A 22335-nucleotide genomic window follows, 5' to 3' on the forward strand; every position below is an offset into this window, starting at 1 on the left:
TGTATGGTCAAGCGACTAAGCGTATACGGTGGATGCCTTGGCAGCTGGAGGCGATGAAGGACGTAGGAGCCTGCGAAAAGTCTAGGGGAGCTGGCACACAAGCTTTGATCCTGGAATGTCCGAATGGGGAAACCCACCTGTTTACAGGTATCGCATAGTGAATACATAGCTATGCGAGGCGAACCCGGGGAACTGAAACATCTAAGTACCCGGAGGAAAAGAAATCAACCGAGATTCCCTGAGTAGCGGCGAGCGAAAGGGGATTAGCCCTTAAGCTATTTATGTCTTAGTGGAAGGATCTGGAAAGTTCCGCGATACAGGGTGATAGCCCCGTACACGAAAAGGCACATTTAGTGAAATCGAGTAGGTCGGGACACGTGTTATCTTGACTGAATATGGGGGGACCATCCTCCAAGGCTAAATACTCCCAGCTGACCGATAGTGAACCAGTACCGTGAGGGAAAGGCGAAAAGAACCCCGGAGAGGGGAGTGAAATAGAACCTGAAACCGTATACGTACAAGCAGTAGGAGCCCTTCGGGGTGACTGCGTACCTTTTGTATAATGGGTCAGCGACTTATTGTCTGTAGCAAGGTTAACCGCATAGGGGAGCCGTAGAGAAATCGAGTCTTAATAGGGCGTTCAGTTGCAGGCAATAGACCCGAAACCCGGCGATCTATCCATGGGCAGGTTGAAGATTGAGTAACATCAATTGGAGGACCGAACTCACTAACGTTGAAAAGTTAGGAGATGACCTGTGGATCGGAGTGAAAGGCTAATCAAGCCGGGAGATAGCTGGTTCTCCTCGAAAGCTATTTAGGTAGCGCCTCGCGTCTCACCCTCGGGGGTAGAGCACTGTTTGGGCTAGGGGGTCATCCCGACTTACCAACCCCATGCAAACTCCGAATACCGAGGAGTGCAATCGCGGGAGACACACGGCGGGTGCTAACGTCCGTCGTGGAAAGGGAAACAACCCAGACCGCCAGCTAAGGTCCCAAATACCAGTTAAGTGGGAAACGATGTGGGAAGGCCCAGACAGCTAGGAGGTTGGCTTAGAAGCAGCCATCCTTTAAAGAAAGCGTAATAGCTCACTAGTCGAGTCGGCCCGCGCGGAAGATATACCGGGGCTCAAACTGGTAACCGAAGCTGCGGATGCTCTTAGGAGCATGGTAGAGGAGCGTTGTGTAAGCCGTTGAAGGTGGATCGGGAGGTCTGCTGGAGGTATCACAAGTGCGAATGCTGACATGAGTAACGACAAGGGAGGTGAAAAACCTCCCCGCCGGAAGACCAAGGGTTCCTGTCCAACGCTAATCGGGACAGGGTTAGTCGGCCCCTAAGGCGAGGGCGAAGGCCGTAGTCGATGGGAAACAGGTTAACATTCCTGTACTTGCAATTGCTGCGATGGAGTGACGGAGAAGGCTAGGCCAGCATGGCGATTGGTTGTCCATGTTTAAGGCTGTAGGCTGGGGACTTAGGCAAATCCGGGTCCCTAAGGCTGAGAGCTGACGACGAAGCCTACTTCGGTAGGTGAAGTGGTTGATGCCCTGCTTCCAGGAAAAACTTCTAAGCTTCAGGCAATTGCGAACCGTACTCTAAACCGACACAGGTGGTCAGGTAGAGAATACCAAGGCGCTTGAGAGAACTCTGGTGAAGGAACTAGGCAAAATGGTACCGTAACTTCGGGAGAAGGTACGCCGGTTTTGGTGATGGGACTTGCTCCCTAAGCTGAGGCCGGTCGAAGTGACCAGGTGGCTGCGACTGTTTATTAAAAACATAGCACTCTGCAAACACGTAAGTGGACGTATAGGGTGTGACGCCTGCCCGGTGCCGGAAGGTTAATTGATGGGGTTAGCTTCGGCGAAGCTCTTGATCGAAGCCCCGGTAAACGGCGGCCGTAACTATAACGGTCCTAAGGTAGCGAAATTCCTTGTCGGGTAAGTTCCGACCTGCACGAATGGCGTAACGATGGCCACGCTGTCTCCACCAGAGACTCAGTGAAATTGAAATCGCTGTTAAGATGCAGTGTACCCGCGGCTAGACGGAAAGACCCCGTGAACCTTTACTACAGCTTTGCACTGAACTTTGAGCCTACTTGTGTAGGATAGGTGGGAGGCTTTGAAACTGTGACGCTAGTTGCAGTGGAGCCGTCCTTGAAATACCACCCTGGTATGTTTGAGGTTCTAACCCAGGTCCGTAATCCGGATCGGGGACAGTGTATGGTGGGTAGTTTGACTGGGGCGGTCTCCTCCCAAAGAGTAACGGAGGAGTACGAAGGTGCACTCAGCATGGTCGGAAATCATGCAATGAGCATAATGGTATAAGTGCGCTTGACTGCGAGACAGACATGTCGAGCAGGTACGAAAGTAGGTCATAGTGATCCGGTGGTTCTGTATGGAAGGGCCATCGCTCAACGGATAAAAGGTACTCCGGGGATAACAGGCTGATACCGCCCAAGAGTTCACATCGACGGCGGTGTTTGGCACCTCGATGTCGGCTCATCACATCCTGGGGCTGAAGCCGGTCCCAAGGGTATGGCTGTTCGCCATTTAAAGTGGTACGCGAGCTGGGTTTAGAACGTCGTGAGACAGTTCGGTCCCTATCTGCCGTGGGCGTTGGAGATTTGAGAAGAGTTGCTCCTAGTACGAGAGGACCGGAGTGAACGAACCTCTGGTGTTCGGGTTGTCACGCCAGTGGCATTGCCCGGTAGCTATGTTCGGACGGGATAACCGCTGAAAGCATCTAAGCGGGAAGCCTCCTTCAAGATGAGATCTCCCTGGGACTTCGAGTCCCCTAAAGGGCCCTGGAAGACTACCAGGTTGATAGGCTGGGTGTGGAAGCGTTGTGAGGCGTTGAGCTAACCAGTACTAATTGCCCGTGCGGCTTGACCATACAACAGAGATGGTTACTAACGATTACTGATCAGGAAAGTGATCAGGGATTGTGAGCAAGAAGAGACATACGTTCTTGCGGTGTATTACTACAGATTGTTTTACCGACTTATTTGGGGTTACCGTTGATCGAGAGATCATGCAAACGGCGGTAACAGGCAGCGCCGGGCAAGACATCGCCCATAAGACCACGCCAACCCAAGCCAGTTTGCCTGACGACCATAGAGTTGTGGAACCACCTGATCCCTTGCCGAACTCAGAAGTGAAACGCAACCTCGCCGATGGTAGTGTGGTGTTTCGCCATGTGAGAGTAGGTCATCGTCAGGCTTCTATTGCAAAAGCCCTGATCGCTAACGCGGTCAGGGCTTTTTTTATTCCAGCCTGCCGATGACCTGCGGTCAGGTGATGGCACACATCCATGTGCGCCACCCTCCGGGCGACCTGAAGGTCGTCCCAATTTGCTCCGGGCAAATTGGTCAGGCTGGGTCGCCAGCCCGGTTCAAATAAAAGAAAGGGCCCCCCAATCGGGTGGCCCTTTTTATTTGCGTACCATACTCTGCTGTAGAGCCGAAAATCCTGGAGAGCGGACCGCCAATCGAAAGAAACAACAGCAGCCGCGCCAGGTAGGCCAGCCTCAACTCGCAGCCACTACCGGCTCTGCTCTTGCAGGCGACGCAAACCCGTTGAATACAGGCAACGTGCGCCGATTGACTAACCTTGTCAGCCCCCATCAAACCACGAAAAATGCCACGCGTTCCTACACAAAAAATAACCGTCGCTTTTTTACCCGCCGGCCAAAGCGCCCATAACCCGGTGCTCCACCATGGATATCCAAAACTTATGCACAGCTCTATCCAGACATTCTGTTAGTAACAAAAATGAAAAATCTTGTGCACAAGTACTTATACCACTGACAAATATGGACGCAGAAACAAGCTGGAAAAAGTCGCAGGTCGCGGCTGTGGAAATCTGCACTCAAGCTAAAAAATCGTTGACAGTAAAAGACTTACAAGGAAATCCGGCCGCGGATGATCACTTCGCCGGGAGCAGATTTTCACCGCTGGTGCCTGCCGCATTTTTATACGAATCCGACAGATCACGTAACAATGGGCCCCGCAGTGGATATACCACACTTATGCACAGCTCTATCAAGCCATTCTGTGAATAAATGAATGGCGCTCACTTTATCAACGGAAGCCGGCTTCGCTGTGAATAACTTTTATGCATCCGCGCATTGAGTGACGCAACCAGGATCGGCGATGCGGGCGGTTGTAACTGGATATTGCGTTAGAGGCATGAACGCCTCGCGGTATTCACCACGCTGGTAGCGCTCAAACTTTCCGCATTCTGCCCGTCGCCGTTACTGCAGCCGATCAATTCCTGTTTTATCCGGCTTGTGCAAACTGCCACTAATTTGTGATTGGAGTCACACACTAAACAAAAAGCGGACCAGCGGCGTGAAAAAATGACTTTCGCGACATGCGTCCCAAGTCTCTGACGCTTATTATCAATCGGTTATTGCTGCGCAGACAGCGAACGAATAATTGCCCTGGATTGTGTGAGGTACTGCAAGTGGGGCACCCAACCAGCTATCTCAAATCTGAGGAGTACAACATGTCAAACGACGAGCAGCAGGCGAACGAAGACGGCGCAAACAGCTTCCTGGACGGATTCATGGACCAGAGCAGTGCCGCTCCGCAAAATCGCGCGCAAATGGGTGACGACTTTGAGAAGTCTGTCATCGGGAAAAACATTAAGTTCCGCGGTGAGCTGATCGGTAACGAGAGCCTGCATATCGAAGGCACCATTGAGGGAACGGTCATCATGGAAGGCCACAACCTGTCCGTGGGTGCCGGCGGTGAACTGAATGCGAACATACACGCAAAAAATATTATAGTTGAAGGCGCGCTCACCGGAGATGCTCTGGCCGAAGAGCTGATCGAGATACGCCGTACTGCAGTGGTTAAAGGGAATCTCACCGCCCCGCGTATTCAGCTGGACGACGGTGGTAAATTCCGCGGCTCCATGGACATGGTGGATACCGATGCGGAAATGAAAGAGCGCGTCAGCGACTTCAAGGAAAAGCTGGTTCACCCCAGCCTGCCGCCGCGCGAGGGCGATCAGAACAATAATGCCAATGCGTCCAGCGCCAGTGGTCTTTTCTCCACATCCAGCACGTCGGATTACGCTGACGATACCGTAGAAGCGGAATCTGAAGCCTAAGCGATACAGCTTTTTGCCTATACAGCGGGCGGTGCACTCTGTACCGTCTCGCTGCCGCTCCATGCGGTTGTATTGAGACGAGGTGTATGCAGCATCACTCCTTTGGCCTGGCCGCACTCAATCAGGAAATCATCCAGCCGGGATATCGGATACTGGACCTGGGGCCGATTGCTGTGGGTACGACCCAGGCTTTTCTGCAGAAAAACTGTCCCTGCTACATCGAGGACCTGCTGGAGTTTTTTGCCGATAATCATAATGCCACAGACTTGAAGGCGGCACTGAAGTCGCACCTTGTGGCAAAACCGGAAAAAATCAAATTTGACGTTATTCTGTGTTGGGATTTATTAAATTTTCTCAGCGCAGAACTGATTGCCTACCTGATTGAATTGCTGTCGCCGAACCTGAAGCCAGGCACGTTGCTACATGCAATGATTTATACCGGGGCACAGCCACCGCAGCGCCCGGCAAGGTTCAAGCTGTTGCGTGATTTTACTTATGAAACAGCAGATGACCCGAATTATCCCCGCATCCCTTACCAGGGGCACACGACAGTCACGCTGATGCAGAGTCTGGGGCGCTTTAACCTGAGCAATTCGCTCGTGCAGCGCCAGGGGATGCGCAAGGACCTGATTGAGTACTTTTTTGAATTCGATACCACAGCTCCGGCGGGACGGGTTCGCCCGGGCACCGAGTCGGATTTGAGCACGTATTTTTCCGGCACGAATATCGGTGCGGCACTGACCATGAGCGGGTTGGACAGTGCGATGCAGGCCGCGCGGAAGTCGCCGGTCAGCCGGGTAATGGACTGCGGGGCGCGCAGTGGGCGCAATATCGGCGCATTGCAGCAGCAGGTGGGAGAACTGTTTGTTCTGGATCTCCACGCCGCAATTCAATGGCGTAAAAAGCGCGGTGAAGACGGCTGTCAGGCTATCCGCGCTGCGTTTGAAAAGTTTGCCGGGCTAGAACCCTGCGATGTCATTTTAAGCTGGGACCTGCTGATCTATTACAGCGCTGAAGAAACGCAGGTCCTGAGTGGACTGCTACGCGGAAAGCTAAAACCCGGCGGCCTGCTGCACATCGTTTTTTACAAACGGGCGCGACTGGCACAGCGCCCCTCGGTATTTGAAGTGCAGGCTGACGGAGGCATCCTGGTGAAGGAGTTTCCGCTCTCGGACGATATGGTGCACTTTACCAATATGGCGCAAATCATTCGTGTTTTACCCAGTTTGCAGCTGTCGGGCCAAGGGCACGGCAAGCTGCCCGGTGGCGCTTTTTATCACGAACTTACACTAAAAAAACTATCCGAGGTTTAAACCATGGCGGCATTGCTGCATCAGTTGTTTCTGTCGCTTACCCCCGCGGCGGTGACCGATGGATTCCTGTATTCGATGCTGGTGGTATTTACGCTGGCATTGCTGTTGCGGTTTGTGGGCCGCGGTCAGGAGTTCGTTGAACACGGGCCGGGCTTTCTGACTTCTCTCGGTATTCTGGGGACTTTCCTCGGTATCATCATCGGCCTGTACGATTTCTCGCTCGAGGATATCGATCGCAGTATTGGTGAGCTGATGGCCGGCCTGAAAACGGCGTTTATCACCAGTGTGATCGGCCTCGCGCTGTCGCTACTGCTTCGAATTTTTACCCGTATGCTGCGCCTGCCTTCGGATCCATCGCCGGAGACGGCCACCATCGATGACCTCAATAATCACCTGATCCGCCTGAGTTCGTCACTGGAACAGTTCGGCCAACGCAGCAGTGCAGAACTGGTCGGCCGTCTCGAGGCGGTGGTGGCGGACTTCAATGCGCAGTTGCAGACGCAATTCGGTGATAATCTGCAGCGGTTCTGCGCGCAACTCGCTGATCTGGGGCCCGCGCTTGAAGTCGTTGCGCAGAGCTATCACGAGCACGCCGGGCGGGTGGAGTCCTGGAGCCGAGGCTGCGACGAGAGTCAGCAGCGTCTGCTGGATCAACAGGCGGTACTGGCCCAGATGTACGAGCGCATCGCCGAGCTGCCCAAACTCTACAGCGGGCTCGATCAACTGCTCGAACGTCAGTCGCGGCAGACCGAACAGCTGGCGGGGATTCTCGGTGCGCAGCACGAATCGGTGCAGCAGTTGGCAGCACTGGTGCCGCAATTGCCGCACAATATCGAGCGGCTGTCCGAGGGCGTCGCGGCGGCGCAGCGGGGTGTGGATGAGCACCTCGCGGCGATTAACGGACTGCTGCAGAAGCAGGCGCAGTCGCTGGCGGAACGCTTCGGGCACCTGTCGGCGTCACTGGAGAGCCTGCAGGGGCTTAACCCCGAGGTGATGCAGTCACTGGTCAGTGAGTCGGCCCGTACCCATCGCGATTCCATGGGCGAGCTGGCACAGATGCTGGCCGGTACGCATCGGGAGATGTTACAGGCGCTGACCGAGGTATTGCGCCGGGAGCTGAAGGACACGGATATTTCCCTTCGCCGCCAATACGAACAGTTGGATCGCGCCATGGCAACGCAAGTGGAGCAGGTAATGGCGGCCATGGGAGAGTCGCTGGCGACGATCAGCGGCAACTTTACCCGGGACTACCAGAAGCTGTTGACGCAGATGCGCCGCCTGCAGGCGCGGGAAGTGGACCATGCCGGGTAGCCTGCGGTCCCGGCGTGCACCGGGTGAAGAGAGCGAGTGGTTGAGTGTCTCCGACCTGATGGCCGGGCTGATGATGGTGTTCCTGTGTATCTCCATCGTCATGATGCGCTCGATGATGGAAGAGCGTGAAAAGGTCCGCGCGCTAGCGCAGTCCTATCGCGACAACCAGCTGGCCATTTACCAGACACTGATGCGGGAATTCGCCGACGACCTGCCGCGCTGGGGCGCCACCATTGACAAGGATCGGCTGGTTATTGCCTTCAATAACTCCGACGCGATGTTTTCCACGGGTGCGGCGGAGTTGAATGCGAATGCGCAGCAGGTGATGCGGGATTTTTTTCCGCGCTATATCGCCGCGCTGAAACCTTATCTGGGCTCGATCCGCGCGATTCATATCGAGGGGCACACCAGTTCCGAGTGGGGTGGCGGCGGCAGCGCGCGGGAAAATTACTTTAACAACCTGCGCCTGTCACAGAACCGGTCGCGGGAAGTGCTGTATTTTGTAGAGGGGCTGGTGCCGGAAAAAGAAGTCCCCGGCATGCTGGCCCTGGTGGCGGCGGTGGGCTACTCGTCCGCGCGTCCGGTTTTGCGCGCCGATGGCAGCGAAGATCCGGAAAAGTCAAAACGGGTCGCGTTCCGCGTTATTACCAATTCGGAAGCGCAGATTCATCGCATATTAGAGGAGGCCCTATAGTGGCACTGTGGAAACAGGCTCTGGCAAAACTGCGCGGAGCGGCGGACGCAGCGCAACCGGCTGAGGTCGAGGTGGAGGCCGCTGCGAACGAGAATTCAACGGCGCATGGAAGTGATGTGCAGGAGGGCATAGACCGCTCCGCGCTGGCGCGTGCGTTGCAGTCCGGTATCGAAGTGAGTATTGGCGATCTGGATGCCTGCGGGGCTGGATGGCGCTATCGCGGTCATCCGGTCATGGTATTTGGCACCGAGGCGCCGGAACTCGAAGACGCGGACAAGCGCCGCGACTTTTATTCCCTGGTACACCTGTTCCCCTGCTGCGGGGCTCTGCAGACGGATCAGCGCAGTGCCTGGGCCGGCAGCGATCTACAGCAGATCAATGCCGAGCAGGGGCAGGGTCCCTTCCGCTTCTGCAAAGTCTGCGTGGAGGCGGCGGCGGGGCGCGGTGCCGATCCCGCCACCTTTGATTTCGCCGCCCATGTGCGCAGTCACGGCGACAGCTTCTTTACCCAGTCTTGCTGTTACTGGGCGCCGGGCAGCAACACCGAACCGCTGAATGCGCCGGTGGGCGCGGCCGGGCGCAGCTGCCCGCACTGCGGCTGTGCCGCGTCGGGCGGTGGCTGGCAGCTGCACGGCGAGGATGCGCAGCACCTGGCGCAGGAGCAGGGGACATGTCTGCTCTGCGCCGAGCGCCGCGTCGACGGATGCCTGCACCTCGCCAGCGAGCAGTTGTTGGCAGCGGCGCGGATCCGCTATGACTACCTGATCGGGCAGACGGCGCGGGCGCCGGCACCATCGTGGAAGCTGGCACAGGCGATCCTGCCGCTCGGTTGGCAGCCGTTGCTGCGGAGTCTGGAGCGCGTCTTACCGCCGCCGGCGCTGTTCTTCGAATATGCGGATTCGGCACCAGCGGCAATTCTGGCCTGGCCATCGCTGCGCCGCGGTGTGGTGGAGCATCTCGGTGACGGGCAGGTACCGGACTGGAACCTGTGGAGCCGCGCGCAGATCGAGACCGAGCTGGGTTTCAAAATGCGCTAAATGGCGGCGCGGCCGATCGCGGCCCGGCCGATCGTTGAACAAAAAAATACCCCGCCTTGGCGGGGTATTTTTTTGTCAGTCGATCAAGCCTTTACGACGGGGCCCGTGGTGGTGGCCTGGCGGCCGAGGCGCCACATCCACACCGCGGCGACCACAATGGCGACCTGCAGGCCGATGCCCTGCCAGGTGGAGTAGATTCCCAGCCAGTCGAAGCTGAAGCTCACCGGCAGTGAGTTGATACCGATCAGCGCGGCCTCCTGCAGCGCTTTGACCGCCTTGCCGGCAAGGACGAACGACAGCGCCAGCAGGATGAATGTGGTCGTCGAGAAGAACTTGCCGATGGGCAGGCGCGCCGAGTAGCGCACAGATGCCCAGCCGATCAGTGCCAGTAGTCCCATCGCGACGGCAATACCGCCCCACAGCGCGCTGTACTGGCCGGTGGCGGTCTGGGTCAGCAGGGACTGGTAGAACAGGACTGTTTCGAAGATCTCCCGGTACACGGCAATAAATGCCAGCCCGGCAATGCCCCACAGGGTGCCGGCGGTAAGACTGCGGTCGATACGGCTCTGGATATATTTCTGCCACTCCTGGGCGTGGGTCTTGCTGTGCATCCAGTAACCCACGTAGAACAGCACGGCGGCGGCTACCATCGCGGCTGCGCCCTCCATCACCTCGCGATTGGCACCACTGATCGTGATCAGTTCCTGCGCGGCCACCCAGGTGGCGAAGCCGGCGGCGACGGCGCCAATCCAGCCGAGGTGCACATACCTGAGCGCATCGCTGCGCCCGGTCTTGATCAGGATGGTTACCAGCGCGATTACCACCAGCAGCGCCTCCAGGCCCTCGCGCAACAGAATGATCAGGCTGGCCAGGAACAGCGCCGGCGTGGACAGGTTGGAGCCCTGCATCAGTGCTTCGGCGTCGTCCAGCTGTTTGAGGATGTCGGTGACCTGTTGTGCCACCTGCTGCGGGTTGCTCTGTGCCTTCAGCTGCGCACGCAGGCCCAGCAGCTGGCTTTCGATCGCCTTGCGCATTTTGATGTCGCGGGAGTCCAGCGAGCTTTCCACCAACTCGAAGCCGTCCAGGTAGGCACTGACCGCCAGGGTACGCGCGCCGCTGAAGTCGCCGGCCTGGTAGGCGGCCAGCGACTTCTTGAGCTGGCTGCGGGCAACGTCGAGCGGGTTTTGCGTCTGCTTGCCGGCGCGCTGCGCGAACAGCGGCGCCGGATCGGCGCGCAGGGCGGCGATCGCCGCGGCGGGGATACCCGGTTTGTTTTCACCCAGTACCTGCGGACTGAACATGACCAGGTCCTGCAGACGCAGGTCGGTGCCCTTGGCGGCCGCGGTATCGGCGCCGCGGAAGGCGAGGCCGCCGACATAGAACGCCAGCGACCAGCGCTGCTGTTCGGACAACTGTGTGAACGCGGGCATGGACGTGCCGTCGAGGCCCTTGCTGATGGCGTCGTAGAGACCGAGCAGGGAGCGGTTCTCGGCGCGTTCGCGGTCGTGGAAGTTGATCGGCGGCGGATCCAGGTGGGCCGCCAGCGGGCCGTCACCGTGGCCGCTGGCACCGTGACAGGCGGCGCAATTCGCCTCGAACAGCGCCTTGCTGGCGCCCTCGTCGAGCAGCGCCGCGGGCAGCGCCAGCGCCGGCGCCACTGCCAGCAGACCGGCGCGCAGCTTGGCAGTGTGCGCCTTGATCGTGGGCAGGTCGGCCTTGTTGGCGATGGCTGTGTTGAGGGCGGCGGCCTCCGCACGAATGCCGCGGGCGGCGTCGGAATCGGCCAATTTGGCGCTGCGGTCTGCCAGCAGTTGGCCAAATTCCTGCATTTCCGCGTATTCATCCTTGCTGATGATCTCGCCGTCGCGCACCGCCCCCGGATAGTCGACGCCGACATACTCGGCCATCTGCATCAGCTGGCGCAGTTCCTGTTCATTGAGGCCGCCCTGTTGTGCCCGGGCACCGGCGGCTACAGAGAAGATCAGCAGCAGCTGCAGCAGGTGAATGGTGATATTGCGCATGAAAAGCAGAATCCCTGAATGGTTGAATTTGGTACCGAGTTAAATTCAGAACGTAATATTATTGATAATTATTCTCACAATAAAGACCCGCAAGCCAATAAATGAACGCTTTGCCTTGAAAAATAGATTGTGCACAATTAAGTTGTGTGAAATTTAATTGGCTGTCACCAGGAGCCCCAGATGAGCAATCTTCTATCCATTCCGCTGAAAACCCAGGATGGCCGCGACACCAGCCTCGATGAATATCGCGGCAAGGTGCTGTTGGTGGTCAACACGGCCAGCAAGTGCGGCTTTACCCCCCAGTACAAGGGCCTCGAGGCTCTGTACGAGCAATACCGTGAGCGCGGCCTGATGGTACTTGGCTTTCCGTGCAACCAGTTCGGCAAGCAGGAGCCGGGCAGCGACGACGAGATCAAGGAGTTTTGTGAGCTCAACTTCGGTGTCAGCTTCCCGCTGTACTCCAAAGTCGACGTCAACGGCCCCGAGGCGCATCCGCTGTTTGTGGCACTGAAGCAGCAGGCGCCGGGCATTCTCGGTACCGAAGGCATCAAGTGGAACTTCACCAAGTTCCTCGTCGACCGCGACGGCAAGGTGGTGAAGCGCTTCGCCCCCAAAGACAAGCCGGAAGCGCTGGCCGCTGATATCGAAGCGCTGCTGTGAGCGGCGGCGCCGGCAAGGGGTTGCCCTGCGGCGGCGACCCGCTGGCGCTGAACCGCCAGCTGTGTTTTGCCCTCTACGCGGCCTCCCGCGCCATGACCCGTGCCTACCAGCCGATGCTGCAGGCCATGGATATTACCTATCCGCAGTATCTCGTTCTGCTGGTGCTGTGGGAGCAGGTCGGTACCGCTGCGGAGGACGGCACGGCGGAAATTTCGGTCGGCGCGCTCGGCCGGCAATTGATGCTCGACTCCGGTACGCTGACGCCGTTGCTGAAGCGTATGGCGGCGCGCGGCCTTGTCAGCCGGCACCGCGGCCGCGGCGATGAGCGGGTCACCATGATCGCGTTGACGGACGCCGGCCGCGCATTGCGCCCGCACGCGCTGGCCTGGGTAGAGCAACAGCTGGACGATGCCAGTATCTCGCCCGGCGAGGTTGAGCAGTTGCGCACCGGGCTGTGGAATCTGCTGGAAAAGTTAGGGGCGGGGGAATAAGTGTTTTAGGATAAATGTTTCCCTTTGTGGAATTTTAATTGAGCTTCTTATCTTTTTGTCCCGCATAAAGTATTGCTGTTAGGATGAGTGTTGATGCGGGTGGCGGCCGGGCGTATAGTGCCAGCTCTGACTGTTCGAACCCGGCCGCACCGCTATGCACCACGCATGTCCCAGCCACTGTCTCCTCGCTTATGCGCTAGCTTCCTCGCTGCGACTGCCGCGCTGCGGCACATAATTTTATTTCGTTACCCTCCAGCAGAATTCCACACTGATTGTCGATCGGCGCGTAGACAGCGACAGGTGCGCTGTTTAGCCTCGAGCCAGATCAGGAGAAGAGCCCCAAAATGAGTACAGATAAAGATAAATTAGTCATTTTCGATACCACGCTGCGCGACGGCGAGCAGAGCCCCGGCGCTTCCATGACCAAGGAAGAAAAGATCCATATCGCGCGCATGCTCGAGCGCATGCGGGTGGATGTGATCGAAGCCGGCTTCGCCATCGCCAGCCAGGGCGATTTCGAGGCCGTGCAGGCGGTGGCGGAGACCGTCAAGGACTCGCGCATCTGCAGCCTGGCCCGCGCCGTGGGGCCGGATATCATCCGCGCTGGTGAGGCACTCAAGAAAGCGAACGCCTCGCGTATTCACACCTTTATCGCCACCTCCCCGATCCACATGAAATACAAGCTGCAGATGGAGCCGGAAGCGGTGCTGCAGCGGGCGGTGGAGGCAGTGACCCACGCGCGCCAGTTTACCGACGATGTGGAGTTTTCCCTCGAGGACGGCAGCCGCTCCGAGCCGGAGTTTATGTACCGCATCATCGAGGCGGTGATCAAGGCCGGCGCCGGCACCATCAATATTCCCGACACCGTCGGTTACGGCGAGCCGGAAGAATACGGAGCCATGTTCCGGCGCGTGATCGAGAATGTGCCCAATTCCGACCAGGCGATTTTCTCCACCCACTGCCACAACGACCTGGGCCTGGCGGTCGCCAACTCCCTGGCCGCGGTAATAAACGGTGTGCGCCAGGTGGAGTGCACCATCAATGGCCTCGGCGAGCGCGCTGGCAACGCGTCGCTGGAAGAGATCGTCATGGCCGTGCGCACGCGCCAGGATCTGTACCCGGTGGAAACCCGCATCGATACCAGTCATATCGTGCCCACCTCGCGCCTGGTCAGCTCCATTACCGGCTTCCCGGTACAGCCGAATAAGGCCATTGTCGGTGCCAACGCCTTTGCGCACGAGTCCGGCATCCACCAGGACGGTGTACTCAAGCACCGCGAGACCTACGAGATCATGCGCGCGGAAGACGTGGGCTGGGGCAACAACCGCCTGGTGCTGGGCAAGCACTCCGGCCGCGCGGCGGTCAAGGCGCGCTATGAAGAGCTGGGCTACAGCTTCGACGACGCCGGCGAGTTCCAGCTGATCTTCCAGCGCTTCAAAGACCTGGCGGACAAGAAACACGAGATCTTCGACGAAGACCTGCAGTCCATCGTTGCCGGCGCCGAGGAACCGGTGGAGCATTTCCGCCTGGCCTCCCTCGACGTGCACAGCCGCACCGGCCAGCGCCCGCAGGCGCAGCTGCAACTGATGATCGACGGCGCCGAAGTGGCCGCGCAAGCGGATGGCAGCGGCCCGGTGGACGCCACTTTCAAAGCGATTGAATCGGTTGTGTCGAGCGGGGCCGACCTGCAGCTCTACTCGGTCAACGCCGTGACCCAGGGGACCGAGGCCCAGGGCAGTGTGACCGTGCGCCTCGAGCGCGATGGCCGCCTGGTCAACGGCGTCGGTGCCGATACCGATGTGCTGGTTGCCTCTGCGCAAGCCTACCTGGATGCTTTAAACTTGCTCGCCAACGGTGAGAGCAAGGCTCAGGGCGTCTGAGCCCGGGCTTCAGGAAAAAGGTGAACGCGTGAACGAGCTGCAGCGAGCGGAATACTTGTCGGCACTGGGAGTGCCCAGCTATATGCCGCGCTTCGTGCTGCCGCTGGCGCCGCAGCCGCGCCAGGCGCGCCTGCCGGTGGCCGAGGCAAAGGCCCCGGCCAACCCGCTGCCGCAGAGCGCCGCGCAGATCCGCGCCGCTCTGGCGGCGGAAGCGGCGGAGCCCGGCGGCACGCCGGACCAGTCTGTGTCCGCCGCGGTCGCCGCCGAGCTTGCGCCGCAAGCTGCCGCTGCACCCACGCCCGAGCTGGCGCGCCAGGTGGGTGAACTGGTACACGACACCCGCGCGGCACCACAGCCGGCGCCGGTGGCCGAAGTGGCGCCGCCGGCACAGTCAGTGGAGCCGTTCGTGCTCAGCTGCTGGTGGCTCGGCGACGAGCTGCTCGCCGTGGACAGCCGCGAGCCCGGCGCCGCACTGCCGGTGGAGGCGTTGTTCAACAATATCGCCCACGCCCTCGGCTGGCATCAGCTGCCCCGCGAGCAGGATCGCCTGCGCTGGCCGCTGGCAGAAAACCGCTTCGGCCCCGCCGCGTCAGCGGTCGAGGCCCGCGATACCTGTGGCGCCTGGCTCGAGGCTGCCAGCGCGCGGCGCCCGGTCAAATCCATCTGGCTGATGGGCGAGCAGGCGCGGCAATTCTGTGCGCCGGTGCCGCTGGACACATCCGCCGAGCAGCCGGTCACCGACTGGAACAGTGTGCGCATCGTCGCCATGCCCAGCCTGTCCGAGCTACTGCGTGAGCCGCAGCGCAAGCGCGGTCTGTGGCAGCTGTTGCAGCAGACCTATCCGGAACAGACCCGCGCCCGGTGAGCCAGTCTCCCGCATCCGATTTTCCCGCGATTGCCGGGACGCGCCTGCGCGTCGCGGTTGCCGCTGACTGCGCCGCACTGGCGGCACTGTCGGCCAGCGCCCAGGCGCACGCCTGGAGCGAGCGCCAATACCGCGATAGTCTCGATGCCGGTCACGGCTGCTGGCTGCTGGAAACGGCCGCCGGTGAACTGATCGCCTGCTGTGTCGTGTCGCAACTGTTCGATGAGGCGGAAGTGCTGGATGTGGTGGTAGCGCCGACCGCGCGCCGCCGCGGTGTCGCCCGCGCACTGCTCCAAGACCTGATTGCCCGGCTGCCGGCAGACGTGCATCGCGTGCTGTTGGACGTGCGCGTCTCCAATGCGCCCGCCCGCGCTCTGTACCGCTCGCTCGGCTTTGTCGAGGATGGCCGCCGCCGCAACTACTATCCTGTGGCCGGTGCTCCGGCGGCCGGCGCCGCGCGCGAGGATGCCATCTTGATGAGTCTCGCGCTGGCGCGTTAGCGCCACTGTCGCGGGCGGTGACAGCTGCCGCGGGCAAGCTGATACAATACCGCCCCTGATTTCCGGCCGCGGTATTCCGCCGCGGCCCTCCTGTTTCCGCAATGAGTTGTCCATGGCGCAGCCCGGTCAAAAAAATCCCTCCCTGCTCGAAGGCCCGGTGGCGGGTCATCTGCGGCGCCTGGCGCTGCCGATGGTGTGGGGCATTCTCGCCACCATGTCGTTCAACGTGGTGGATACCTACTATGTCGCGCATCTGGGCAAGGGCCCGCTGGCGGCGATGAGCTTTACCTTTCCGATCGTCATGGTGATCAACAGCCTGGCCATCGGCCTGGGGGCCGGCACCTCATCGGCGGTGGCGCGCGCCTACGGGGCCGGCGACCTGGCGCGGGTGCGGCGGCTGGTGACCGACGCCTCGCTGCTGGCCTTGCTCGGTGCGCTGCTGATCAGTGTCCTGGGGCTCGCCACCATCCGCCCGCTGTTCCGCCTGCTCGGCGCGCCGGAGGAGATGCTGCCGCTGATTGCCGACTACATGGTGCCCTGGTATCTGGGCGCGGTGTTTGCGGTGGTGCCGATGGTAGCGCTGTCGGCGCTGCGCGCCATCGGCAACAGCGCGCTGACCGGTCGCATCATGGTGGCGGTGGCACTGTTCAACCTGGCGCTGGATCCGCTGCTGATTTTCGGCCTGCTCGGCTTTCCGCGCCTGGAGCTGCAGGGGGCGGCGCTATCGACGGTGATCGCGCGCGCAGTCAGTTTCTTTGCCGCGCTGTTTTTCCTGGTCAAGCGCGAACATCTTATGGCCCCGCCCAGCCTGCGCTGGGCCTCGCTGCGCGACTCCTGGCGCGCGATTTTGAAAGTGGGCCTGCCGGCGGTGGCCACCAATGCGATTATCCCCATGGCCGGCGGCGTGGTGGTGGCGCTGGTGGCGGTGCACGGTGCCGATGCCGTGGCCGGGCTGGGGGTGGCGCTGCGCATCGAGCCGCTGGCGCTGATCGTGTTTTACGCGCTGTCGTCAGTGGTGGGGCCGTTTATGGGGCAGAACGCCGGCGCCGGCAAAAGCGAGCGCATGTGTGAGACCGTCAGTGTACTGGCGCGCTTCTGCCTGGGCTGTGGGTTGGGGCTGGCGCTGCTGCTGTATTTCGGCAGCGGCTTCCTGGTGCGCCTGTTCAGCGATTCGCAGGCGGTGCTGGCGGTGGCGATCGCCTACCTGACCCTGGTGCCGTTCAGCTATGCCGGCTACGGCTTTGTGATGTCCGCCAACGCGGCCTTCAACGGGCTCGGCAAACCGCTGCCGGCCACGCTGATTTCTTTTCTGCGCGTGCTCGGGATCTACCTGCCGCTGGCCTGGCTCGGCAACCGGCTGTGGGGCATCACCGGCCTGTTTGCGGCGACGGCCGCCGCCAACCTGTTGCTGGGTGGCTTTGCCTGGTGGTGGCTGCGACGCACGGTGGAGGGCCGCCCGCTGCGGCGCCGGGAACTGCAAGCCTGACCCGGCGCCTATAATCGATCCAGCGCCGCCGCAATCGATAGGGAGCCTGGAGAGCGGGCGTATTGGATAAGCCAGCTGTCGGCCCTTTGACAATCCTCATCATACAGCAATGCGCCCGGGGCATTGCTGTCCGCTCTGCGTTTAGCGTTTAGAGCGCAGCCGTGGCCTGCTCCAGCCAGGCCTGCGTTTTCGCATTCACCAGCGGCATCAGCGTCTCGCGCACGCGCTGGTGGTAGCGGTTCAGCCAGTCCTTTTCCTGTTCGCTCAGCAGTTCGGGGTCAATCAGTTTGCGCTCGATCGGCGCCAGCGTCAGCTCCTCGAATTCAAGGAAGCCGCGGTGCTCGGCGCTTTCCTTGATGAACACCAGGTTCTCGATACGGATGCCGTACTGGCCGGTGAGGTAAAAGCCGGGTTCGTTGGACAGGATCATGCCCGCTTCCAGCGCCACTCCGGTGGCGGCCTTGCCGACCCGCTGGGGCCCCTCGTGCACGCTGAGGAAGCTGCCGACACCGTGGCCGGTGCCGTGGGCGTAGTCGAGGCCGGCGTCCCACAGGGATTTGCGCGCGAAGGTATCCACCTGCTCACCGCAGGTGCCCCTGGGGAAGCGCAGCGAGGCCAGGGCGATATGGCCTTTCAGCACGCGGGTGAAATGGTCGCGGGCGTGCGCGGGAAATTCCCCCAGCGCCACGGTGCGGGTCACATCGGTGGTGCCGTCCGGATACTGGCCGCCGGAGTCGATCAGGTAGATGCCCTCGGCTTTCAGCGCCAGGCTGGATTCACGGCTGACCCGGTAGTGCACGATAGCGCCGTTGGGGCCGTAACCGGAAATGGAATCGAAGCTGTCGTCGGCGAAGCCCTCGCGCTGTTCGCGCTTGGCGCGCAGCAGCTGTACCGCTTCGAGTTCGCCGAAACTGTTATCAGCAGTGCCTGCCGCTACGGCGTCCGGCAGTTCGGCCAGAAATTCGCACAGGGCGGCACCGTCGCGCTCGTGGGCGGCGCGGCTGCCGGCCAGTTCGACGCTGTTCTTGCGTGCCTTGGCGGCGATGATCGGGTCGCGCTCCTGCAGCAGCTCGATTTCCTGGGCGCGCAGGTGCTGCAGGGTCCAGCAGTTGGTGATGGCCGGATCCACCCAGATTCTGGATACATGGTGGCGCTTGGCGGCGGCGAACAGCGCCTCTTTGTCGCTGACGATCGCGACGTCGCTGTTCAGGTGCTCGATCAGCGCCTCGCTGACGGCCTCCTGCGCCAGGTACAGGGTGGCGCTGCCGTCGCGATAGAGCAGGGCGCTGGCCAGGGCCACCGGCAGGTGGGGTACGTCATTGCCGCGGATATTGAACAGCCAGGCGCACACTTCCGGATTGGGCAGCCACAGCGCGTCGGCGCGCTTGTCCGCCAGCCGTGCGGCGATGCGCTGGCGCTTCTCCGCCGAGTGCTCGCCGGTGAACGTATGCGGATGCGGACGCGCGGTACCGCAGGGGGGCGCCGGGCGATCGCTCCATACGCTATCGATCGGGTTCTGCTCCAGCGGGCGCAGGGCGATATCGCGCTCGCCGAGGCGTTTCTTCAGCAGCGCCAGGCCGGGCTCGGTGTGCAGGCGCGGGTCGTAACCCAGTGCCTCGCCGGCCTTGAGTTGCTCGCACAGCCAGTCGGCGATGGCGTTGAGGTCCAGGTTCTCCTGGTCGACGGGCTGGTCGCCGAGTTCCTGCTGGGCCTGCAGCGTGTAGCGCCCGTCCACGAACAGTGCTGCGTGCGCGAGCCCCACCGCGGCCATGCCGGCGGAACCGGTAAAGCCGGTCAGCCAGGCCAGGCGCTCGTCGGAAGCCGGCACATATTCGTTCTGGTACTCGTCGCCGCGGGGTACCAGGAAGGCGTGGACCTGCTGTCGCTGTAATTCGTCCCGCAGTGCCTGTAAACGCTCCCGACTCATTGTTCACCTCAACGTTATTGCGAATATGGGGCGCGCAGTGTAGCAGTGCATCAGCCGTTCAGCGCGACTTCAAAAGGGTACTTCCTGGTGGTGGATTTCTCCACCATGTGTATGACCAGTGTGTGCGGCACGCCGCCGATACTCACGCGCACAGTCGAGTGGCCGTCTCTGGTGTCGTAAAGGCTGGCCTGGCCGGAGATGCGCTTGCCGTCGGCGTCCAGCACCTCGATGGCCGCCAGTCGCCCGGTCTCGCCGCCGAGTTGCAGTGACAGGTCGCGGCGTCCCAGCGCCTTGGGCACCAGCTGCACGCCGTCGATACTGTAGGTCTTGCCGTACTCGATGGTGTCGATGCGCCGCTGCTGCAGTGCCAGGGGAAAGTGCAGGGTGATACTGCCCTTGAGGCTCTGGGGGCGGCCGCCATCGTAGTGAAGCTGTTGCAGACCCGTTTGTGCTTCAAGGTAATCGGCGTTGTTCTGCCACTTGCCGTTGAACAGCCAGCCGGGGCGGGTCAGGGCAAACTTCTGTGTTGTCTGCAGCGGCTGTTCCTCGCCGCTGGCGTTCACCACCGTGTCGACTTCCAGGCTGGCGCCACTCAGGTTGTGTTCGAGCCCGGGCAGCAGTGGCGCGCGCAAGTCGAACTGGGCCATCAAGCCGAGGGCGCGGCTGACCTGCAGCTGGGTCAATGCCAGCCGCAGCGGCCCCGCCTGCGCGCGGCCGAGCGGCGGCGAGAAATAGTCGCTGTCTTTTTTCGCCGGCACGGATGCCTGCAGGGCCTGCTGCAATTGGCCGGGTTCAGCAGCGTGCGTGGCAAACGGCGGGCTGTAGCTGGTGCTGCGCGGTTGCGGATAGATGTTGCGCAGTTCAAACGGATAGCGAATTTTCTGTGTCGCTTTGGCGAACGTCACCTGCATGGTCTGCGGTACGCCGTAATAACGCGCGTTGTGCAGGCGGCTGCCACCGAGCACCGGCCCGAAACTGCTGCCGCCGGCGCGCCTGAGGACCTGCCCCTTGGCGTTGAGGGCGCGCACGGCGAGGATTTGCCCTGTGTCGCCGCTGCTGCGGTAGCTGAGGCTGCCGGCCTCTATCTCGCCGAACGCCACGCGCGCGCCGCCGAACTCGAGGCTCTTGCCGGCGAAGGGCGCGTGCACCACTTTGTCGATGGTTTCCACTGGCTGCAAAAGCTCGATGGCGCCGCGGATCTGTGCCACCTGGTCCAGCCGTGCGCCGCTGCGCAGCTGGATTTTCTTGGTGGCGCGGTTCTCCCGATAGTCGGTGGCCTCGCCGTTGTTGTACAGGGAACCACTGCTGGCGGAGCCGAAGTCCGCCGCTTGGCGGTTTTTGTCGCTGCCGCACCCGGGGGTATCGAGCAGGGACTGGCCGGCGGCGTCCAGCGCATCGGCGACGATCACTCGCGCGGTGTGGCCGTCATCGGCCATATTCTGCAGGCCGCGGGCCCTGGCCTGTAGTTCCACGAAGGGCGCGCCGGTGTCGGCGACCCCGATGCTTTCGACTCCGAGGGCGAAGGGGCCGTCGCTCCACGCGCTGGGCGCGTCCGCCAGGCCGGGGCTGTCGGCAAAGGACGGCAGTTGCGCCGGGTCGTACTGTCGATCGAATTTCGCCGCATCCTTGTCGATCTGTTCGGTCGGTGCGCTGGCGCCGGCGAGTTTGATATCGGTGCTGGCAAACAGGCCGGTCAGGGCGGCGTCCACGGCGCGGCGGATATCGTCACTGAAATGGCGGTCCAGTGAGACCTCTGCACCGAGCTGGTTGTGCCGGCGGAAGACGGAAACGCGCTCGAACAGCCGCGCCAGTTCCGGCAGGCGCTGGTCCAGCTTGCTGCGGACTTCCGCCAGGGCGCTGTCGAGTGCGGCCTGCTTGCGGTCGAGGAAGTCGCCGTCGCTGCTGCTGGCGGCGGCGCTCAACACCAGCCCCGGTGGCGCGACGGATGCCTGCACGCCCAGATAGCCGGCCTCGATGGCCGCCAGGTCTCCACTCGCACCGGACAGCATCATGCCGGCGATACCGTGCACGCCTTTGGCGGCGGATTTGGGCGCGAAGATGCCCACGCTGGCAATACGCGTGCCGCGGAAGTCGCGCCAGGCCTGCAGCGGTATCTCCGCCTCTGCCTGTTGCTGCAACCGTTGCAGCAGTGGCGCCAGCCGCTGTGGCGGGGCGAAGACGATGCGTTGCGGAGTGATATCGACGGCGAATATGCGCGCCTGCTGGCAACTGGACGCGGGCGCGGTGCGCACGCGGATGGCGCTGTCACCGTCGACGGGCGGTAGCAGTTCGTAATGGGTGCGCAGAAAGCGCTGCACGCGCTCGCGGTCGAAGTGGCCCTGCAGAACGCCGGCGATGGCGAAGCCGTCGTCGCCGGGGTAAGCACCCACCAGCGCCAGGTCCACCGCCTCGCGCGGATCGACACCGGCGCGCATCAGGTCGCCGAACAGGTCGCCACTGCCTGCGGCCGGTACCAGTGCGGAGTCGTCGCTGCCGAGATAGCGCTTCTCCAGTTCCGCCGCCCGGTGCACATCGACATGGGCCAGCAGCAGGAGGTCCTGTTGTGCCAGGGCGGCTTCGAGCGCCGGCAGTTGCGGCGACTCTTCATGATGCCACAGCGGCAGGGTGTACCAGGCGGCCAGTCCGACCGCTGCGCACAGTACCAACGCCGCGCCCGCCCACAGCGGCGCGCGGCGGGAGGGGCGGGTGGAAGAGGGTGCGGACGGGGGGGCGGACGGGGGGGCGGAAGAGGGCGCGGAAGCCGCTGCCGATGTGGGCGGTGCAGCCTCGGGGGGCGTGCTCTGCGCGGTCTCCAGCAGTTCCAGCTCGGCCCCGGCACGGTGGAAGATCCTGCGGATGTTGTCCACCTTGGCGCGATCGTCGCTCTCGAAGACCGTTTTCGGCCATTGGCGGAAGAAGCTCCGCTCGACCACGTCTTCGGTGATTTTCAGCGCAGTGGCCAGCCGCGCTATCGCTTCCGCGCGCCCGGTGCTGTCCTGCAGCTTGCCCCTGAATATCAGTCGATAGTGCCCCATTACTTC

14 protein-coding genes and 2 rRNA genes are annotated in these 22335 nt (G+C 61.6%); 13 read left to right on the forward strand and 3 right to left on the reverse strand.

Annotated elements, in window-relative coordinates:
• Positions 1-5: 5 nt before the first annotated feature.
• From ABDK11_RS03215 to ABDK11_RS03245, 7 genes are all read left to right on the forward strand, one after another.
• A 23S ribosomal RNA gene (locus ABDK11_RS03215) occupies positions 6-2887 on the forward strand.
• 210 nt (positions 2888-3097) lie between these two features.
• Positions 3098-3213 (forward strand): 5S ribosomal RNA (rrf, locus tag ABDK11_RS03220).
• A gap of 1287 nt (positions 3214-4500) precedes the next feature.
• On the forward strand, positions 4501-5109 hold the full coding sequence (locus tag ABDK11_RS03225; RefSeq protein WP_346838861.1) for a polymer-forming cytoskeletal protein: 609 nt from the start codon (positions 4501-4503) through the stop codon (positions 5107-5109).
• 86 nt (positions 5110-5195) lie between these two features.
• Complete coding sequence (locus ABDK11_RS03230) at positions 5196-6422, forward strand: class I SAM-dependent methyltransferase (RefSeq protein WP_346838862.1); 1227 nt, start codon at positions 5196-5198, stop codon at positions 6420-6422.
• 3 nt (positions 6423-6425) lie between these two features.
• Positions 6426-7733: a MotA/TolQ/ExbB proton channel family protein gene (locus ABDK11_RS03235; RefSeq protein ID WP_346838863.1), complete on the forward strand. Its 1308-nt coding sequence runs from the start codon at positions 6426-6428 to the stop codon at positions 7731-7733.
• The gene (locus tag ABDK11_RS03240) at positions 7723-8427 is read left to right on the forward strand and encodes an OmpA family protein (RefSeq protein WP_346838864.1); all 705 of its coding nucleotides are present in this window, start codon (positions 7723-7725) and stop codon (positions 8425-8427) included. Before ABDK11_RS03235 ends, ABDK11_RS03240 begins: the two co-directional genes overlap by 11 nt.
• Positions 8427-9464 (forward strand): hypothetical protein, encoded by a 1038-nt coding sequence (locus ABDK11_RS03245; protein ID WP_346838865.1) that lies wholly within the window; start codon positions 8427-8429, stop codon positions 9462-9464. The genes ABDK11_RS03240 and ABDK11_RS03245 overlap by 1 nt, the downstream gene beginning before the upstream one ends.
• Before the next feature lie 83 nt (positions 9465-9547).
• Here the strand turns inward: ABDK11_RS03245 and ABDK11_RS03250 are convergent, their stop codons facing one another.
• A complete protein-coding gene (locus ABDK11_RS03250; RefSeq protein ID WP_346838866.1) occupies positions 9548-11485 on the reverse strand; it encodes a cytochrome c/FTR1 family iron permease in 1938 nt (645 codons plus the stop codon).
• A 180-nt stretch (positions 11486-11665) separates the two neighbouring features.
• On the opposite strand from ABDK11_RS03250, the gene ABDK11_RS03255 reads away from it, so the two are divergent.
• From ABDK11_RS03255 to ABDK11_RS03280, 6 genes are all read left to right on the forward strand, one after another.
• Positions 11666-12145 carry a glutathione peroxidase gene (locus ABDK11_RS03255; protein ID WP_346838867.1) on the forward strand — a complete coding sequence of 160 codons (480 nt, stop codon included), beginning with the start codon at positions 11666-11668 and terminating at the stop codon, positions 12143-12145.
• The gene (locus tag ABDK11_RS03260; RefSeq protein ID WP_346838868.1) at positions 12142-12636 is read left to right on the forward strand and encodes a MarR family transcriptional regulator; all 495 of its coding nucleotides are present in this window, start codon (positions 12142-12144) and stop codon (positions 12634-12636) included. The genes ABDK11_RS03255 and ABDK11_RS03260 overlap by 4 nt, the downstream gene beginning before the upstream one ends.
• 344 nt (positions 12637-12980) lie before the next feature.
• Positions 12981-14516, forward strand: coding sequence for a 2-isopropylmalate synthase (locus ABDK11_RS03265; RefSeq protein ID WP_346838869.1), 1536 nt, complete (start codon positions 12981-12983; stop codon positions 14514-14516).
• Between the two features lie 28 nt (positions 14517-14544).
• A complete protein-coding gene (locus ABDK11_RS03270; protein ID WP_346838870.1) occupies positions 14545-15381 on the forward strand; it encodes a hypothetical protein in 837 nt (278 codons plus the stop codon).
• Entirely contained in the window at positions 15378-15881 is a 504-nt protein-coding gene (rimI, locus tag ABDK11_RS03275; protein ID WP_346838871.1) for a ribosomal protein S18-alanine N-acetyltransferase, read from the forward strand. Before ABDK11_RS03270 ends, rimI begins: the two co-directional genes overlap by 4 nt.
• Positions 15882-15993: 112 nt before the next feature.
• Positions 15994-17367, forward strand: coding sequence for an MATE family efflux transporter (locus ABDK11_RS03280; protein WP_346838872.1), 1374 nt, complete (start codon positions 15994-15996; stop codon positions 17365-17367).
• Between the two features lie 148 nt (positions 17368-17515).
• On the opposite strand, the gene ABDK11_RS03285 is transcribed toward ABDK11_RS03280, so the two are convergent.
• Together ABDK11_RS03285 and ABDK11_RS03290 are read right to left on the reverse strand one after the other, a co-directional pair.
• Positions 17516-19294 carry an aminopeptidase P family protein gene (locus ABDK11_RS03285; protein WP_346838873.1) on the reverse strand — a complete coding sequence of 593 codons (1779 nt, stop codon included), beginning with the start codon at positions 19292-19294 and terminating at the stop codon, positions 17516-17518.
• 50 nt (positions 19295-19344) lie between these two features.
• Positions 19345-22329: a hypothetical protein gene (locus ABDK11_RS03290; protein WP_346838874.1), complete on the reverse strand. Its 2985-nt coding sequence runs from the start codon at positions 22327-22329 to the stop codon at positions 19345-19347.
• Positions 22330-22335 lie beyond the last annotated feature (6 nt).

Origin of the sequence: Microbulbifer sp. SAOS-129_SWC (assembly GCF_039696035.1) — a bacterium.
In the GTDB taxonomy this organism is placed as follows: Bacteria; Pseudomonadota; Gammaproteobacteria; order Pseudomonadales; family Cellvibrionaceae; genus Microbulbifer.

What these genes read in the sequence shown, in the direction of transcription:
- ABDK11_RS03285 (WP_346838873.1), bottom strand. Translation starts at nt 19,294, where the DNA reads ATGAGTCGGGAGCGTTTACAGGCACTGCGGGACGAATTACAGCGACAG.
- ABDK11_RS03265 (WP_346838869.1), top strand. Translation starts at nt 12,981, where the DNA reads ATGAGTACAGATAAAGATAAATTAGTCATTTTCGATACCACGCTGCGC.
- ABDK11_RS03250 (WP_346838866.1), bottom strand. Translation starts at nt 11,485, where the DNA reads ATGCGCAATATCACCATTCACCTGCTGCAGCTGCTGCTGATCTTCTCT.
- ABDK11_RS03255 (WP_346838867.1), top strand. Translation starts at nt 11,666, where the DNA reads ATGAGCAATCTTCTATCCATTCCGCTGAAAACCCAGGATGGCCGCGAC.
- ABDK11_RS03235 (WP_346838863.1), top strand. Translation starts at nt 6,426, where the DNA reads ATGGCGGCATTGCTGCATCAGTTGTTTCTGTCGCTTACCCCCGCGGCG.
- ABDK11_RS03290 (WP_346838874.1), bottom strand. Translation starts at nt 22,329, where the DNA reads ATGGGGCACTATCGACTGATATTCAGGGGCAAGCTGCAGGACAGCACC.
- ABDK11_RS03225 (WP_346838861.1), top strand. Translation starts at nt 4,501, where the DNA reads ATGTCAAACGACGAGCAGCAGGCGAACGAAGACGGCGCAAACAGCTTC.
- ABDK11_RS03240 (WP_346838864.1), top strand. Translation starts at nt 7,723, where the DNA reads ATGCCGGGTAGCCTGCGGTCCCGGCGTGCACCGGGTGAAGAGAGCGAG.
- ABDK11_RS03280 (WP_346838872.1), top strand. Translation starts at nt 15,994, where the DNA reads ATGGCGCAGCCCGGTCAAAAAAATCCCTCCCTGCTCGAAGGCCCGGTG.
- ABDK11_RS03230 (WP_346838862.1), top strand. Translation starts at nt 5,196, where the DNA reads ATGCAGCATCACTCCTTTGGCCTGGCCGCACTCAATCAGGAAATCATC.